Here is a 16,594-nt window from a genome sequence, read left to right on the forward strand (position 1 = left end):
GCACATCCGGATTGCCAAGTCAGGGCAAGGGCCGCCCCGGATCGGGGAGCATCTCCTCCAGCCGCCGCGCGCGGCGTTCGGTGAACATCAGGTAGAGGCCGCAGGCCACGATGACCCCGGCGCCGAGATAGGTCCAGATCGACGGCACGGTGCCCCAGATCAGCCAGCCGAACAGGCTCGCCCAGATCAGCGCGGTATAGTCGAACGGCGCGACCACTGCTGCGGGCGCGAGGCGGAAGGCCTGGCTCAGCAGCGCGGTGCCGAGCGTCGCGATCACCGCGACTGCGGGGAACAGCACCCAGTCCAGCGGTTCCGGCTCGGGCCAGTCGACGAAGAGCACCGGCAGGCAGAACACCACCGGCGTCACCGACATCCAGAATGTCATCGTCAGGAAGTCGTCGCGCACGTCGATGAAGCGCGCCGCGACCAGCACCAGCCCGTAGAAGAACGCGGCCCCCACCGGCCAGAGCGCCTCCGGCCCGAAGACGCCCGCGCCCGGCCGGACGATCACCAGCACACCGGCGAACCCGACGAGGATGGCGAGCCAGCGGTCGCGGCCCACCCGCTCCTTCAGCAAAGGGCCGGAAATCGCCGCGATGAACATCGGGGCGGTGAAGCCGATCGTCACCGCCGTGTCGAGCGGCAGGTTCTTCAACGCGAGGAAGAAGCACCAGGCCGCGAACACCACAAGCAGGCCACGCAGGACATGCACCAACGGTTTGGCCGAGCGCAGACGGTGCGCGCCCCGCGTCAGCGTGATGAAGGTCGCCAGCATCGGGGCCGCGATCAGGCAGCGCAGCAACAGGATTTGCAGCGGGTGGTAGCGCTCCACCAGCCATTTGGAGATCGCGTCCGAGGTCACCATCAGGATCACGCCGAGACACATGGTCAGGATCGCGCGGCCCGCGTGGGCCGATGTCAGGGTCGTCATGAAAGTGCGTCCGTCCGGTAGAGCTTCACCTTGAGCGGACCGTGCGCCACCGGCGGTCCTTCTGCAAGGAACGGCAACCCGGTCGCCTTGGCCAGCCCGCCGTCGCTCGTGACGATCCCGACGCGCCAGCCCGAAAACCGCTCTTTCAGCACCGTGCCGAGCGCACCGTAAAGACCGAAGAGCATCTTGCGGTCGCCGATCCGTGCGCCGTAGGGCGGGTTCACCATGATGAGGCCGGGCGGTCCGTCGGGCCGCGCAAGATCGCTCACCGCCTGCCGCGCGAATGTCGTGACGCCCGCCACTCCGGCGCGTTCGGCGTTCGCTTCCGCGCCCCGGATCGCGCCGTCGTCGCGGTCGTAGCCTAGGAAGCGGAGTGACGTCTCGCGCGGCGTCACGGGCTTCGCCGCCGCCGGGGCCACGGCCAGCCGGTCGAGCGTGAAGTCCCGGTCGCGGCCCGGCGCGAGGCCGAGCGCGATTTCCGCCGCCTCCAGCACGAAGGTCCCGGAGCCGCACATCGGGTCGATCAGCGGTTCGGTTCCGTCGAAGCCGCAGTCGCGCAGGAACAGCGCCGCCATCGTCTCGCGGATCGGGGCCTTGCCGACGAAGCTCTTGTGGCCGCGCCGGTGCAGCGGCTCACCCGACGTGTCGAGCGAGAAGGTGCAGAGGTTGTCCTCGATCCGCAGCAGCAGGCGGATCGGCTCACCCGCACCCTTGCCGATGGTATCGGCGATCGCACGCTCCACGCGCTGTGCGGCCGCGCCCGCATGGTAGATCTTGGACTTCCTGCAGGTCGCCTCGACCTTCACTGCCGTTCCGGGGCGCAGCAGCTCGGCCCAGTCGATCTTGTGGCTGCGCTTGTCTAGTTGTGCGAGGTGGAACACCGGAAACTCGGCGAAGCGCGCGAGGACCCGGGACGCACCACGCAGCTCGCGGTTGGCGCGGGCGGCGTCAGACCAGTCGCCCTTGATCTCGACGCCGCCCGGCAGCGCCTTGGGATCGGTGAAGCCGGCGGCGCGGGCCTCGTCTGCGAGCAGCTGTTCAAGGCCGGGCGCGGTGGCAAGGAAGAGGGAGAGCGGTTGCATCCCTCTCCCTTATCCTGCGGTTGAGGGCGGGGCGAGGGGGGCAGACGGCACCATCCATCGACGGATACCCGCCCGCTACCTCCCGAAAAGCGAGGTCGCCCACTCTTGCCACAGGCCGGCGGCGTAGAACATCAGGCTCAGCGTGATGAGCAGGATGCCGATGCCGCGCTTGTCCTTCATCGCGAAGACGATCGGATCGTAGTCCTGCTTGCCATACCAGCCGAGCCGCACCATCCGGCTCAGCCACCACGCGATCGGCAGGAGCGCCACCCAGAGCAGCCATTGATCGGGGTAGAGCGCCCGGCCCTGCTCGGAGAAGGAATAGGCGAAGAAGATGACGAGCGCACCGACAGTGCCGAGCAGCGCCATGTTCAGAAGGTCTGGCCGGTCTGGCCGCCCATAGCCCCGGCCCGGCAGCCGTTCATCCGAAGTGGCCAGCGTCAGTTCGGTCAGGCGCTTCACGCAGCCGAGCGTGATGAAGACCGGAAAGATGAAGATCAGCATGAAGAGCGAGGCGTCCACCCCGCTCGCCGCCGCCCCCGCCACCACGCGGATGGTATAGAGAGACGCCAGCGTGGCGATGTCGATCCAGCGCATCCGCTTGAGCTTCAGCGAATAGCCGAGCGACAGCGTCATGTAGAGCGCGACGATCCCGAGGAACGCCGGCCCGAGCGCCGCCGCGACCGAGAGCGCGATCGCACCCAGTCCAAGCGTCGCAACCATCCCGACCTTCAGCGGCACCGCCCCGCTGGCGAAGGGGCGGCTCTTCTTCTTGGGATGCAGGCGGTCCGCCTCGAGGTCGAGCAGATCGTTGACGAGGTAGATGCAAGAGGCCGCCGCAGAGAAGGCGGCCATCCCGACCAGAACCAGAAGGAGCGCCGACAGGGTGAAGTCGTGCGCCGCGATGACCGGCAGCAGCAGCAGGATGTTCTTCACCCACTGGTGCGGACGCATCGCGCGGACCAGATCGGCGGGCGACCAACCGCCCTTCACTTCGGTAACGGCCCGGCCTTCGGCCCGGAGCGTCCTGGCCGACGCCGGATCGGCGACGGTGATGGCATCCTTGCCGCGGGTCCAGACACCCATGTCGGCGGGCTCGTTGCCGGCGTAGTCATAGCCACCCTCGCCGTAGGCCGCGACCAGGGCCTCGGCCTTGCGGGGACCTTTCAGGTTGGTCTGACCGTCGGAGGAAAAGGCGCGGTCCGCCTTGTGGAACGCGGCGAGCGGGCCGACGAGCGCGGCGTCGCTGGCGGAGGCGATGGCGACTTCGCGACCCTCGGCACGTGCGGCGTCGGCGAGCGCCTTCACCTCGGGCTCGACCGGAAGGAGGTCGACCCGAAGCGGTGCGATACCGGCAAGGACGGACTTGAAGCGGGCCGGATCGCCGACGTGGCGCAGTGCCTTCAGCGTGTCGATCGGGCGCGTTCCGAGACCGGCCCAGAAACACTCCAGCATCATGTCGGTCCGCAGCAGCGTGCCGTCGGCATCCAGCACAAGAGGCCGTCCGGTGTGCGCGTCGTTGTTTCGGATCGGTGCGGACATGTTCATCTCAACTGTCCCGGACGGCGAAGACGCAGCCGTCCGAAATGAGCTCCGGCGGGGTCACGCAGAGCCCGCGCGCGACCTTCCAGGCCGCGATGACCTTCGGCACGTAGGCGCGTGTCTCGGCATAGGGCGGAACGCCGGCATTGTCGCGCACCGAGCCTTCGCCCGCGTTGTAGCCCGCGAGGACGAGGATCGGGTCACCGTCGAAATGCTGCATCAGCCAGTCGAGATAGGCGACTCCGCCGCGGATATTCTCAACGGCATCGAAGCGGTTCTCGACCCCGAAGCGAGAGGCGGTGTCGGGCATGAGCTGCATGAGGCCGCCAGCCCCTGCCCCGCTCTCGGCGTCGGAGCGGCCGCCGCTTTCGACCGCGATCACGGCAAGCACCAGCGCGGGAGAGACGTTGGTGCCGACGGTCTCGCGCAGGATCGTGGTGCCGTGGCTGCGGGCGAGATCGGACATGCCCTGCAGGGCGGGCCCGCTGAAACGGGCATCCTCGGGGGCGGCATTCAGCGCGCCCAGCGCGGCATTCAGGCGCCCCGGCCCGGTGTCCGCGATGCTGGGAGAGATCGTCTCCCAGAACCAGGCCACGTTCGCCGGCGCGCGCGGCACGGCCGCCATCGCGCCCGAGCTCGACGTGGCGATTACCGGAACCGACTCCTCGGCGTCAGGCGCCGGCGGGAAATAGGCCGACGGGGCCTCGGGGTCGATCTGGACGCTGATGCGCCCCGTCGTACTGCCCGACGGCGGCACACCGACCCGACGAAAGGTGAAATCCGGCTGCAACCGTTCCGACTCGGCGAATGCCGCGGCTGCGAAGGACGCGCCGACAACGGCGCCGCCGATGGATTTGAGGATCAACCCCATCCTGACCTGCCTCTGACAATGACTGCTCGTTCGTATTCTTTTGCAGGGATCATCGCCCATCGGGCCCGTTCCACCAAGTCCCGCGAGATTCTCCGCTTGTCACGGGCGCTTGGCGGTTCCTTTTTGCAACGTAAGGGAAACCTCAATTTCTTAGGGGAATGTCGCCGGTCTGCCAAAGCTCGAACGCCGGATTTCCCTCAAATGGCCTCTCGCTGCATGTGAAAATGATCGAATGGAGCCAAATTGCCGCCCCATTCGGAGGGCAAAACCTGCTCATCCGAACCGGAGACGGACCGTGTGAGAGGCGGGCCAGAGCAAAAGCCGGAGAGGGACCGAAACCAGAGCAAACACCCTGAGGAGGGTACGACATGAAAAACTTCTTCAACAAATTCCGCCGCGACGAAGACGGCGCCGTCACCGTTGACTGGGTTGTGCTGACCGCCGCCATCGTCGGCCTCGGCATCGCCGTTCTGTCCACCGTCGGCACCGGCACCACCGCCCTCGGCGACACCATCTCCGACCGTCTCGCTTCGCAGACGATCGTCGACTACTGATCCAACCCTATTCGGAGCATATGACATGATGACCAAGCTTCTTTCCAAATTCCGCCGCGACGAAGACGGCGCCGTCACCGTTGACTGGGTCGTGCTGACCGCCGCCATCGTCGGCCTCGGCATCGCCGTTCTGTCCACCGTCGGCACCGGCACCACCGCCCTTGGCGACACCATCTCCGACCGTCTCGCTTCGCAGACGATCGTCGACTACTAAGTCGTAGCCAGGGCTTTCGGCTCTCAGGAGACCGCGTCAGATTTGACGCGGTCTTCTGCTTTGTGGGCTCCGACTTCAGGAGCGGCCTTCAACATACTGTAATTATTACCGAAACATTAAGGCATAAGTCTGCATGATACCGCCTTACCTCCCCGCTTTCGACACATTCGAACGCGAGGGTCAGTGCAGACAAACCGGGGCGGCGGCGCCCGAACCACGGAGCTACGGGATGCTGAGACTACTGACCAGGCTGAAGCTGGACGAGAAAGGCGCGGTGACGATCGACTGGGTCGTGCTGACCGCGGCCATCATCGGACTGAGCCTCGCCCTGATCGCCGCGATCGCCGGCGGTGCGACGGACACGTCGACCGGTGTCGGCGCGCGGCTGAGCAAGCAGACACTACTGGCCTGGTAAGAGGGACCGGGCCGACTTCCACCGCCATGATCTTGCCGGATTTCCGGCAAGCCTGCGCCGCATTTTTCCCTCATCGGATGCGGCCGGACATTTGGCAGTTACGGCTCCGCCCAAGACGGAGCGAAAGGACTAAAAATGAGAGCAGTATTCGGATTGGTTCTCATCGTGGGTGTCGGCCTTGCCGGCTTCGCGGTCTACATGGCGCAGGGCTACCTGCAGGAGACCGAGAATGCGCTCGCCGCGGAACGTGCCGCTGCGGCCCAGATCGTGCCGACCGTCGATGTCTATGCCGTCAACCGGTCCGTCGCCTATGGCGAAGAGCTCACGATGGAGGATGTCGCGGTTATCAAGTATGTCGAGACGGCGATGCCCGACGGCCTGTTCCTCACCGAGGAAGAGCTGTTCCCGCAGGGCCCCGACGTTCGCCGCGTCGTGCTCCGCCCGATGGAGCCGAACGAACCCGTCATGGCGATCAAGGTGACGGAGCCCGGTGAAGACGCCGGGATCACCTCGCGCCTCAGCCGCGGGATGCGGGCCTTCGCGATCCGCGTCGACGTCTCGACCGGCGTGTCGGGCTTCCTCCGCCCCGGTGACCGGGTCGACGTCTACTGGACCGGTCGTTCGGTGACCAACTCGGGCGATGTCGAGGAAGTGACGAAACTGATTCAGAGCAACGTGAAGCTGATCGCGATCGACCAGACGGCCGACGGCAGCGCGATGAACACGACCATCGCCCGCACCGTCACGGTCGAGGCGACACCGCAGGTCGTGGCGAGCCTTGCCCAGGCGCAGTCGACAGGTCGCCTGTCGCTGTCTCTCGTCGGCACGGACGACGACACGATCGCCGAAGCGGTCGAGGTCGACCAGCGCTCGCTACTCGGCATTCCCGAGCGGCAGCAGGTCGTCGAGGCTGAGCCCGAGCAGGTCTGCACGATCAAGACGCGCCGCGGTGCCGAAGTGGTCGAAATCCCGATCCCCTGCACCAACTGACGACGGTCGACTCACCGAGATGGGAAACGGCGCGCCCGCAAGGCGCGCCGTTTCTCGTTAGGTCAACCTGTTGCAAGTCATCCACATGCAGAGCGACCCGCAGGTCATTGATTCTTGCTTTATTCGCGGATCCGACGCAGCCTGCTCCCAAAGGACGGGCGCAAAGCCTGCATCGAGCGTGGCATAGAGGCAGGTCACCCATGAAATATGACAGATTCATTCGCGCGGCCGTAACCGGCTTCGCGCTGGCCCTCGTGGGGCCGGTCGCCAGCGGCAACGCCGAGGTTCTCAGCGTGATGCGCGGGGCGGCATCCAGTTCGCTCAACGTCACGATGAACCGCGCGGTCGTCGTGGAGAGCGATACCCCCTTCACGGAGGTCTCGATCGCCAACCCCGGCATCGCGGACATCTCAACCCTTTCGGACCGGACGCTCTACGTGCTCGGCAAGGAGCCGGGGCGCACGACGCTCACGCTTCTCGGCGCGGACGGACGGCTGATCACCAACGTCGAGGTGCAGGTCACCCCCGACATCGACGAGTTCAAGGAACGTCTGGCGCAGATCCTGCCCGGCGAGACGATCGAGGTCCGCACGGCGGCCAACGGCATCGTCCTGTCGGGCACCGTGTCCTCCACCGTCCGACTCGACCGGGCGCTTGAACTGGCCGAACGTTACGCGCCCGAACGGGTGTCGAACCTCATGTCGGTCGGCGGCGTCCAGCAAGTGATGCTGAAGGTCCGCTTCGCCGAGATGCAACGTTCCGTGTCGAAGTCGCTCAGCGCGTCGCTGTCGGCCCAAGGCACAACGCTTGGCGGCGACCTCGGCCTGTCGGCCGGGACCGGCGGCCTCGTGACGAACAGCGGTCTCACCTCAAGCCTGAACGGCAACCTGCCGTCGGTGAACCAGAATGCCGGAGCGACGCTCTTCGGTTTCAACGCTGGCGGCGTCGAGATCGGCATGCTGCTCGAAGCGCTCGAGAGCCGGGGCGTCGTCCGCACGCTGGCCGAGCCGAACCTTACCGCCCTCTCCGGGCAGGAGGCGCGCTTCCTCGCCGGTGGCGAATATCCGGTGCCGATCAGCCAGGACGGCGGCTCGATCGCCGTGGAGTACAAGCCCTTCGGTGTCGAGCTGAACTTCATTCCCCGCGTGGTGGACGGCGACCTCATCAACCTCGAGCTCGAGGCCGCTGTGTCGTCGATCGACCCGGCCAACGGCTTCAGCCAGGGCGGTTTCACCGTCGACGCGTTCCGCCGCCGCGAGACCTCGACCACGGTCGAGATGCGGGACGGCGAAAGCTTCGCCATCGCCGGCCTGCTGTCGGATGATTTCATCGACCTGAACAACCAGCTGCCCTTCATCGGGGACATTCCGGTGCTCGGCGCGCTGTTCCGTTCGGCGGAATACGAGCGCCAGCAGACGGAGCTCGTCATCATCGTCACGCCGCACCTCGTCACCCCGACGCGGGGCGAGGCCCTGGCGCTGCCGACCGACCGGGTCCGCCCGCCGAGCGAGCGCGACCTGTTCCTCTACGGTCGCGTCGAAGCTCCGAACGGCAGTGGCGTCGCGACCGCCCCGCCCCAGCAGGGCGCGGCGGCCGAAGTGGCGCGGCAGGACTTCTCGGGCTCCTACGGCTACGTGATGGATTGAGGAGACGGACATGATGAAGACATACCTTCTTTCCGCCGCCGCCCTCGCCCTCCTCGCCGGCTGTTCCACCGGCCCCGCCGGTGGTCCGTCGACGTTCGACGGTGAAGTCGGCAGCGCCGTTCTGGGTGCCTCCGACTTCGGATCGGCAACTCTGAACAACACGCTGGTTCAGACCGGGCAGCAGCAATACGCGCTGGTGCTGGCGGAGCGCTTCGCCTCCGAAGTGCCACCGATGGTCAATTTCGCCTTCGATTCCACGACCCTCGACGCCGAGGCACGCCGGATCCTCGACATTCAGGCGACCTGGATTCGCCAGTTCCCGGAGCTGCGCTTCTCAGTTTACGGTCACACCGACCTTGTCGGGTCCGACGCCTACAACCGCCAGCTCGGCCAGCGCCGTGCGCAGGCGGTCGTGAACTACCTTGCCTCGCGCGGGGTCGACATCAATCGGCTCGAGGCGCTCGTCTCCTATGGAGAGACGCAGCCGCTCGTCCTCACCCAGACACGGGAACGCGCGAACCGCCGTACCGTGACACAGGTGTCCGGCTTCCTGACGCGCCACCCGACCGTGCTGAACGGCAAGTACGCCGAAGTGATCTTCCGTGAATATATCGAGTCCGCGACCCCGCAGCGGGCGACCGAGGGCATCGACAGCGGAGACTTTGCCGGCTGATCCCCAAGGATTGGTTCCGATTCCACTTCAAAAGCCGGCCAATGGCCGGCTTTTTCATTCATTGACGACACTTGATGGTTACTGCGGTTGTTCTGCGTTCAACTGTCACGGGCAGGTCGACCCGATCGTTCCGCCAAATCGCACAATGGCGAAGTTTCGGCCCAAATCTCGACAGATTCAGAAGCGAATTTCTCACTATCGGACAGGGGTGAACCACGCCGTATCCGGACCCGAACCTGATGCCTCCACTGGCATCATCCCACGAAGCGGGTCCCGGCGCACGTCAGTCCCGAAAAGGACAAGAGGCCAATGAGCACCAACGCAGTTCTCCAGCCCGAGGTACAACCGATCATCGCCTGCACTGTCAGCCGTGACGTGCAGGTCTTCGACCTGTTGATCGAGGATATGGAAAATGCGCTCGGCGAAAGCTGGGGCGACCTCGGATTCTCCGATGCCCTGGCATTTCTCGAACAGGACGAGGCCGCGCAGCTCGAATTCCTGTGCATCGCGCTCGACGAACAGGACGAGGGCGATCTGTCCCTCATCACCGACATCGTGTCCGCCGCAAAGTCGAAGGACATCAAGGTCATCATCGTCGCCGAGGACGTGAGCCCGGCGTCTTTGCACCAGTTGCTGCGGGAAGGTGGGGACGAATTCGTCCCCTACCCGCTGCCCGAAAACGAACTCAGCCAGGCGATCAAGCGCGTGCTCGCGCCGCCGCCCGAGCCCCCTGCCCCGGCAGAGCCGCAGACGCCCAAGAAGATCAAGGCGAACGGCGACAAGAACGGCGTCGTGATCCCCGTGCACGGCATGGCGGGCGGCACCGGGTCGACCACGCTGGCCGTCAACCTCGCCTGGGAACTGGCACTCATGGATCCGAAGTCGCCGCCGAAGGTGTGCCTGATGGATCTCGACCTCCAGTTCGGCTCAGCTTCGACCTACCTCGACCTGCCCCGGCGGGAAGCGGTGTTCGAGCTTCTGACCGACACCGAGGCGATGGATGGCGAGAGCTTCATCGCCGCGCTCCAGACCTACAACGAAAAGCTGCACGTTCTGACCTCCCCGACCGAGCTGATCCCGCTCGACCTGATCGGGACGGACGACGTGCGGCGGCTGATCGAGATGGCGGCTTCGAACTTCGATTACGTCGTCGTCGACATGCCCACCACGATGGTGGAATGGTCGCAGGCCGCGCTCGAAGCCGCGCACGTCTATTTCGCGATCATCGAAATGGACATGCGGTCCGCCCAGAACACGCTGCGAATCAAACGCGCGCTCCAGTCGGAGGACCTCCCCTTCGAAAAGCTGCGCTTCATCCTGAACCGCGCCCCGCGGTTTACCGACCTCAACGGGAAAAGCCGCGTGAAGCGGCTCGCCGACAGCCTCGGCATCGCGATCGAGGTCCAGTTGCCCGAGGGTGGCAAGCAGGTCCAGCAGAACGCCGACCACGGCGTTCCGATGGCCGTTGGCATCGCCAAGAACCCCCTCCGCAAGGAGATCGCCAAGCTTGCTGCCCAAGTCCACGAAGTAAACCAATCCGACGCGAAGACCGGATGAGGTGAAAGCCAGGGACTGACAGATGTTCTCGAAATACAAGAAGCCGGAGCCTTCGAAAGCCACTCCGCATTCGGTTGCACAGCCGGCCCCCTCGCCGGACAAGCCGGCCCAGCCTGACGCTGCGCCGGCCGACGCCGTTGCACCGGCAGGCGGCGCGGCGAAGGCGAGCCTTCTGAAGCAGCTGCCAAAGCGCGACGCGAAAGCCGCGCCCCAGGACAAGGAGAAGAAGCGCAAGGAACGGCTGGGCGAGATCAAGCTCGAGGTCCACAAGGCCCTTCTCGACAACCTGAACCTGGCCGCGCTCGAAAAGGCGAGCGAGCAGGACCTGCGCGCCGAGATCAGCGCCATCGCGTCAGAGACGCTGGACGAGATGGGTGTCGTGCTGAACCGCGAGGAACGGCAGACCCTGAACCAGGACCTCTACTTCGAGGTCACCGGTCTCGGCCCGCTGGAGCCGCTGCTCAAGGACGACGACGTCAACGATATTCTCATCAACGGCCCCCACCAGATTTTCGTGGAACGCGCGGGCCGGCTGACCCTGTCCGACATCACCTTCAAGGACGAACGCCACCTTCTGCGGATCATCGACAAGATCGTCTCCGCCGTCGGTCGTCGCGTCGACGAGAGCAACCCCTACGTCGACGCCCGTCTCGCCGACGGGTCGCGTTTCAACGCGATGGTCGGGCCGATCGCGGTCGACGGCTCTCTCGTCTCGATCCGTAAGTTCAAGAAGGACAAGCTGGGCATCGACGAGCTGGTGAAGTTCGGCGCCTTCTCCGAGGAGATGGCCGCCTACCTTCAGGCCGCTGTCGCCACGCGTCTCAACATCATCGTCTCCGGCGGTACGGGTTCGGGCAAGACGACCACGCTCAACGCGCTGTCTTCCTTCATCGCCAACGACGAACGTATCCTGACGATCGAGGATACGGCCGAACTTCAGCTTCAGCAGACCCACGTAGGCCGGATGGAAAGCCGTCCGCCCAACGTCGAGGGCAAGGGCGCGGTCACGCAGCGCGACTGCCTGCGCAACGCGCTCCGGATGCGTCCCGACCGCATCATCGTCGGCGAGACGCGCGGCGAGGAAGTCATCGACATGCTGCAGGCCATGAACACCGGCCACGACGGCTCGATGACGACGATCCACGCGAACTCCGGCCGTGACGCCGTCTCACGCCTCGAGAACATGATCGCGATGGCGGGCATCGAGATGCCGATCAAGGCCGTGCGCAGCCAGATCTCCTCGGCCGTGAACCTGATCGTGCAGGCCTCCCGCCTGCAGGACGGCTCCCGCCGGATGGTGTCGATCACCGAGATCACGGGCATGGAGGGCGACGTCATCTCCATGCAGGAGATCTTCCGCTTCCAGCGCGTCGGCCTGACGCCCGAAAACAAGATCATCGGGCACTTCACGGCGACCGGCGTGCGCAGTCACTTCTCCGAACGTTTCCGGCTTTGGGGCATGGACCTGCCCCCGGCCATCTACGAACCCACGCTGGAATAGGTCAGCAGAACATGTCGCTTTCAGTCGATCTCATCATCTACGGCCTGATCTTCATTGCCGTGCTCGTCGTGGTCGAAGGCCTCTACCTGACGGTCTTCGGGCGGTCGATCTCGCTCAACAGCCGGGTGAACCGCCGTCTCGAGATGCTCGAGAAGGGCCAGGGCCGCGAGCAGGTGCTCGACCAGCTCCGCAAGGAGATGTCCCAGCACATCCGCAGCCAGTCGATCCCGATCTACTCGCTGCTCGCCAACAAGGCGCAGAAGGCCAACATCGCCTTCTCGCCGACGCAGCTGATCGGGGTGATGGTCGCCCTGTCGGTCGTCGCCTTCATCGGCCTGACCGCCGGCACCGGGGCCAGCCTTCCGGTCCGCGCCGCCGTCGCCGTGGCGATGGGGGTCGGCGGGGTCTTCGTCTGGGTCAACAGCAAGGCGAAGAAACGCCTGAGCCTGATCGAGGAACAGCTTCCCGACGCGGTCGAACTGATGGTGCGCTCACTGCGCGTCGGCCACCCGTTCTCCTCCGCGATCAACATCGTCGCCAACGAGGTGCCCGACCCGCTCGCCACCGAGATGGGCGTCATCGCCGACGAGGCCGCCTATGGCCGCGACATGGGCGACAGCCTCAAGGCGCTGGCCGAACGCATGGACATGCAGGACCTCCGCTTCCTCGCCGTGGCGGTGACGATCCAGCAGACATCGGGTGGTAACCTCGCCGAGATCCTCGACGGCCTCGCCAAGGTGATCCGCGCCCGCTTCCGGCTGTTCCGCCGGGTGAAGGCGATCACCGCCGAAGCGAAGTGGTCGGGCATGTTCCTGTCGGTGTTCCCGCTGCTCGCCCTTGTCGGGATCAACGTGCTTCAGCCGAACTACTACGACGAAGTGATGGAGACGCCGGTCTTCGTGCCCGCCTGTCTCGTCGTCGCCGGCTTCCTCGTGGCCAACATCTTCGTGATGCGCCACCTCACCAACATCAAGGTCTGAGCAAGCGATGTCTACCCTGCCTGCCCGCATCCGGGACTCCTCTCTCAGCCGCCTGATCGTCCTGGTCGCCTACCTGATCGGCTTTGCCGCCATCCCCATGATCGTCGGGGCGCAGTCAGAGGACGACAGCGCCCCGGCTGCCCGTGATCTCTCCGGAGTCGTCACGACCCTGAGGTCGATCGACATCGCGGATTACCCGACGGTGCGCCTGTCGGTCGACATCCGGGACGCCACCGGCGCCGTGGACGGTATCGAGCCCGAGGACTTCCGCATCTGGGAGAACGGCGCCTACCGCCCGACCGAGAGCATCACCAGCGACAGCACACCGGTCTCGATCGTCATGGCGATCGACATCTCCGACGACATGGCGGACCGGCGGGCCGAGACGCTCGGCGCCGCGCGCGCCTTCGTCGCCGACCTCGGCGCGCGGGACGAGGCGCAGATCGTCGGTTTCGGCGACCTGGTCTACACGCTGGCCGAGATGACCACCGACAAGCAGCGGCTTCAGGACGCGATCGCCGGGCTGCAGGGATCGGGCGATGCGCGCCTCTATGACGCGATCGCCACGTCGGTCGCCTCTGCCGCGGGCCGGGACGGTCGCAACGCGGTGATCGTCATCTCCGGTGGCAACGACCTGGATGCCGACGGCAATGCGGTCAGCAACACCTCGGCGGACGACGCTCTCGCAGCCGCGACCGAGGCCGGCGTCCCGGTCTACATCGTCAGCCTCGGCAACGGCGACGGCACCGAGACGATGGCCCGGATCGCCGACCAGACCGGTGGTCAGTATTACGAGACACCCGACGCCGCCGCGCTCGGCGCGATCTACGACATGATCGGCGAGGCGCTGACCGAGTCGACCTTCGAGGTGACCTATACCTCTCCCCTGCCCGCCGACGGTGAATCCCGTCAGGTGAACGTCGGCGTCTCGGGCTCCGCCACGGACGGTGCGAACCGCGCGCGGGTCGTGGCGATGCCCGGCTCCCGCGTTGGCCAGCTCGCGATGACGCCGGGTGGCGATGCCGCGCCGCCGCCGCGCCAGCTCGGCCCGGCGGACGGGGCCGCGATCGGCGCAAGCGGCAGCGGAGCCTCCGTCACGGTGCCCGACCCGAACGCGGCCGCCGACGACGTCGTCGCCCAGATGGAAGAGCTCGCCGGCGGCCAGTTCGCGCCCGGCGCAGGTGGCGGTGCCGCCCCGGCGGATGCCGCCGCGATGGCCGCGATCCTCGGCATGGCGCCCGGCTCACCCGAAGCGGCCGCGGCTGCCGATGTCGACCCCGCCGTAATCGCCCAGATCCTCGGCGCCGTTCAGAACGGCGAGCAACCGGACGCGGCGTCTCTCGCTGCGGTGTCGCAGGTCCTCGCCGCGCAAGGCATGTCCTCCGCAGAGTTCGACACGATGGAGGTCACCGGTCTCGACGGCACGGGCGGCGGCGAAGCCAATGTCACCTTCGCGGTCGGCAGCTCCGACTTCAGCACCTGCGGCGTGAACGAGGAGTTGCGCGCCAACAGCGAGACGATCACCCGCACCGTGCGTGAGTTCGGCGCCGGCAACATCGACGCCGCCACCCGTGCGTCGGTGACCGACACTGCCGCGACCTCGATGGCCCGCACCGCCGCCGGCAGCGGCCAGATCGGCTGTATGGCGCAGACGATGAACCTCGCGCTCGAGATGAGGGGCAAGGGCATGGTCTCGCCCGAGTCGCTGAACACCGCGGTCGGCATCCTGAACGCGGCGGCGAGCAACGCCTGCCGCGGCACGCAGACGCCGCAGATCGAAGCCGAGTGCGACATGGTGCTCAACGTCGCCTTCACCCCGGTGGAGGAGATCGACGAGCCCGCCGGTGAGGACGCCGCTGCCCCGATCGAAGAGGATACCGGTCCCGATCCGATCCAGATCTTCAAGAACTGGCTGCTCGAGCAGCTCGGACCGCTCGGCCCCTACATCGTGGTCGGTGGCCTCGGCGTGCTGCTCATGCTGCTCGCTATCCCGTTCTTCCTGAAGAAGCGCGAGGATCCGATCGACAAGCTTCGCCGTATTCGCGACGACGAAGCGCGCAACATGATGAAGGGCGAGAAGCTTCGCCAGAAGCGCGGCAAGGACAAGCTGGAGAAGTACTCCAACTTCCTCGAACCGCAGGACAAGGCCGAATACACCGCGACCCAGCTGAAGCTGCTTCAGGCGGGCTACCGGTCGAAGAACTCGGTGCGGATGTACCACTTCGCCCAGTTCGCACTCGGCAGCGCCCTGCTGCTGCTCGGCGTGGCCTACGCCATCTACCAGAGCCAGACCGGCGAGCCGACGACCAAGTCGATCATCCTGTCGATCATCATCCCCGGCGCCGCGGGCTACATGGCCCCGAAATACTGGGTGAACAAGCGCCAGCAGGAGCGCCAGAAGGAGATCGAGAACGGCTTCCCGGACTCGCTCGACATGATGCTGGTCTGCGTCGAGGCCGGTCAGTCGCTCGACCAGTCGATCATCCGCGTCGCGCGTGAGCTGAAGTCCGGCTTCCCCGCTCTGGCTTGGGAGTTCGAGATGGTCGCCTGGGAAATGAAGGCCGGCAAGGACCGCGTCAACGTGCTCAAGGACATGGCCGAACGCTGCGGCGTGCAGGATGTGACAAGCTTCGTCACCGTGCTGATCCAGTCCCAGCAGTTCGGCACCTCGATCGCCGACGCCCTTCGGGTCTACGCCGGCGAGATGCGCGACAAGCGGGTGATGAAGGCCGAGGAAAAGGCCAACACCCTGCCGACCAAGATGACGCTGGCGACGATGATGCTGACGGTCCCGCCGCTGCTCATCATCCTGATCGGCCCTTCAGTCTTCGATATCTACGACACGCTCGTCCTCGGCGGCGGTGTCGGCGGGTTCTGATACCCCTCGCTCTGGTATCGGCTTGCGCCCCGTCCGGAATGATCCGGGCGGGGCGCAATCGTTTGAGGCCCCCCTTCGGTCTTGCGCGACCGGGCAGCAGCGGCCAGAGTCCCGCGCAACGTCCCGGCGAAACGGGGATCGGGGGAGAATGCGGGCAATCCTGTCGATAGTACTGGCTTCAGCCGTGTCGGCCTGCGCGCTGATCGGCGGCGGACAGCGCGTGCCCGACACGCTCGACGCGCCAGGGATCGCACGCGACGGCGAAACGGCGGATCAGCTTGTGGTCGGTCACCGCCTGATGGCCGCCGGCGAGAACGAACTCGCGCTCGAGGCCTTCACCCGCGCCGCCGCCGAACAGGGACTGAACGCCGACACGCTCTCCGCGCTCGGCTCAGCGAACCTCCGGCTCGGGCGGCTGCACCAGGCAGAACGGCAGTTCCGCGAGGCGGTGGAGCTCGAAGCCGACTTCCCCGAAGCCTGGAACAACCTCGGCGTCGTGCTGATGGAGTTGGGCGAAACCGGCGAAGCGGCTGAGGTCTTTCGTCGCGCCTATGCAACGGACGACGGGCAATCCGACATGATTCGCGACAACCTGCGTTTGGCACTCGCAAAACTGGAAAACGCAAGCTACACTGAGCCCAATGACAACAGCGACTTCAGGCTGATCGAGCGCGGCGAAGGCGATTTCATCCTCCGCAGCGACTAGAGCACCGGCGAAAAGACCGGATCGGCCCTGAGGCGAAGAGCAGTACGAGGATGC

15 protein-coding genes and 1 pseudogene are annotated in these 16,594 nt (G+C 66.1%); 12 read left to right on the plus strand and 4 right to left on the minus strand.

The features are described from left to right. Positions 1-19: 19 nt before the first annotated feature. From I8N54_RS12505 to I8N54_RS12520, 4 genes are all read right to left on the minus strand, one after another. Positions 20-931, minus strand: coding sequence for a DMT family transporter (locus tag I8N54_RS12505; RefSeq protein WP_140197181.1), 912 nt, complete (start codon positions 929-931; stop codon positions 20-22). After that, positions 928-2,013: a THUMP domain-containing class I SAM-dependent RNA methyltransferase gene (locus tag I8N54_RS12510; protein WP_140197182.1), complete on the minus strand. Its 1,086-nt coding sequence runs from the start codon at positions 2,011-2,013 to the stop codon at positions 928-930. Before I8N54_RS12510 ends, I8N54_RS12505 begins: the two co-directional genes overlap by 4 nt. A gap of 75 nt (positions 2,014-2,088) precedes the next feature. Next, a complete protein-coding gene (locus tag I8N54_RS12515) occupies positions 2,089-3,561 on the minus strand; it encodes a UbiA family prenyltransferase (RefSeq protein WP_331459744.1) in 1,473 nt (490 codons plus the stop codon). A 1-nt stretch (position 3,562) separates the two neighbouring features. Beyond that, complete coding sequence (locus tag I8N54_RS12520) at positions 3,563-4,426, minus strand: lytic transglycosylase domain-containing protein (RefSeq protein WP_140197183.1); 864 nt, start codon at positions 4,424-4,426, stop codon at positions 3,563-3,565. 368 nt (positions 4,427-4,794) lie between these two features. On the opposite strand from I8N54_RS12520, the gene I8N54_RS12525 reads away from it, so the two are divergent. The 12 genes and pseudogenes from I8N54_RS12525 to I8N54_RS12575 all read left to right on the plus strand — a co-directional run bounded on the left by I8N54_RS12525 (position 4,795) and on the right by I8N54_RS12575 (position 16,540). Then, positions 4,795-4,980 carry a Flp family type IVb pilin gene (locus tag I8N54_RS12525; protein ID WP_140197184.1) on the plus strand — a complete coding sequence of 62 codons (186 nt, stop codon included), beginning with the start codon at positions 4,795-4,797 and terminating at the stop codon, positions 4,978-4,980. 28 nt (positions 4,981-5,008) lie between these two features. Then, on the plus strand, positions 5,009-5,194 hold the full coding sequence (locus tag I8N54_RS12530) for a Flp family type IVb pilin (RefSeq protein WP_140197185.1): 186 nt from the start codon (positions 5,009-5,011) through the stop codon (positions 5,192-5,194). A gap of 229 nt (positions 5,195-5,423) precedes the next feature. Next, positions 5,424-5,609: a hypothetical protein gene (locus I8N54_RS12535; RefSeq protein ID WP_140197186.1), complete on the plus strand. Its 186-nt coding sequence runs from the start codon at positions 5,424-5,426 to the stop codon at positions 5,607-5,609. Between the two features lie 135 nt (positions 5,610-5,744). Beyond that, complete coding sequence (gene cpaB, locus I8N54_RS12540; protein ID WP_140197187.1) at positions 5,745-6,599, plus strand: Flp pilus assembly protein CpaB; 855 nt, start codon at positions 5,745-5,747, stop codon at positions 6,597-6,599. Positions 6,600-6,799: 200 nt separating this feature from the next. Beyond that, positions 6,800-8,245 (plus strand): type II and III secretion system protein family protein, encoded by a 1,446-nt coding sequence (locus I8N54_RS12545; protein ID WP_140197188.1) that lies wholly within the window; start codon positions 6,800-6,802, stop codon positions 8,243-8,245. Positions 8,246-8,258: 13 nt separating this feature from the next. Continuing rightward, positions 8,259-8,918 (plus strand): OmpA family protein, encoded by a 660-nt coding sequence (locus I8N54_RS12550; RefSeq protein ID WP_140197338.1) that lies wholly within the window; start codon positions 8,259-8,261, stop codon positions 8,916-8,918. 309 nt (positions 8,919-9,227) lie between these two features. Then, the gene (locus I8N54_RS12555; RefSeq protein ID WP_140197189.1) at positions 9,228-10,475 is read left to right on the plus strand and encodes an AAA family ATPase; all 1,248 of its coding nucleotides are present in this window, start codon (positions 9,228-9,230) and stop codon (positions 10,473-10,475) included. Between the two features lie 22 nt (positions 10,476-10,497). Next, positions 10,498-11,976: a CpaF family protein gene (locus I8N54_RS12560; RefSeq protein WP_140197190.1), complete on the plus strand. Its 1,479-nt coding sequence runs from the start codon at positions 10,498-10,500 to the stop codon at positions 11,974-11,976. A gap of 11 nt (positions 11,977-11,987) precedes the next feature. Next, a complete protein-coding gene (locus I8N54_RS12565; protein ID WP_140197191.1) occupies positions 11,988-12,956 on the plus strand; it encodes a type II secretion system F family protein in 969 nt (322 codons plus the stop codon). A gap of 340 nt (positions 12,957-13,296) precedes the next feature. Beyond that, positions 13,297-13,773: pseudogene (locus I8N54_RS20210) on the plus strand (vWA domain-containing protein); the annotation flags it as partial. A 1,074-nt stretch (positions 13,774-14,847) separates the two neighbouring features. After that, a complete protein-coding gene (locus I8N54_RS20215; protein WP_231592764.1) occupies positions 14,848-15,834 on the plus strand; it encodes a type II secretion system F family protein in 987 nt (328 codons plus the stop codon). Positions 15,835-15,982: 148 nt separating this feature from the next. Next, complete coding sequence (locus I8N54_RS12575) at positions 15,983-16,540, plus strand: tetratricopeptide repeat protein (RefSeq protein WP_140197193.1); 558 nt, start codon at positions 15,983-15,985, stop codon at positions 16,538-16,540. Positions 16,541-16,594: the final 54 nt, after the last annotated feature.

The sequence above is a fragment of the Pelagovum pacificum genome (genome assembly GCF_016134045.1).
GTDB classification, from domain to species: domain Bacteria; phylum Pseudomonadota; class Alphaproteobacteria; order Rhodobacterales; family Rhodobacteraceae; genus Oceanicola; species Oceanicola pacificus_A.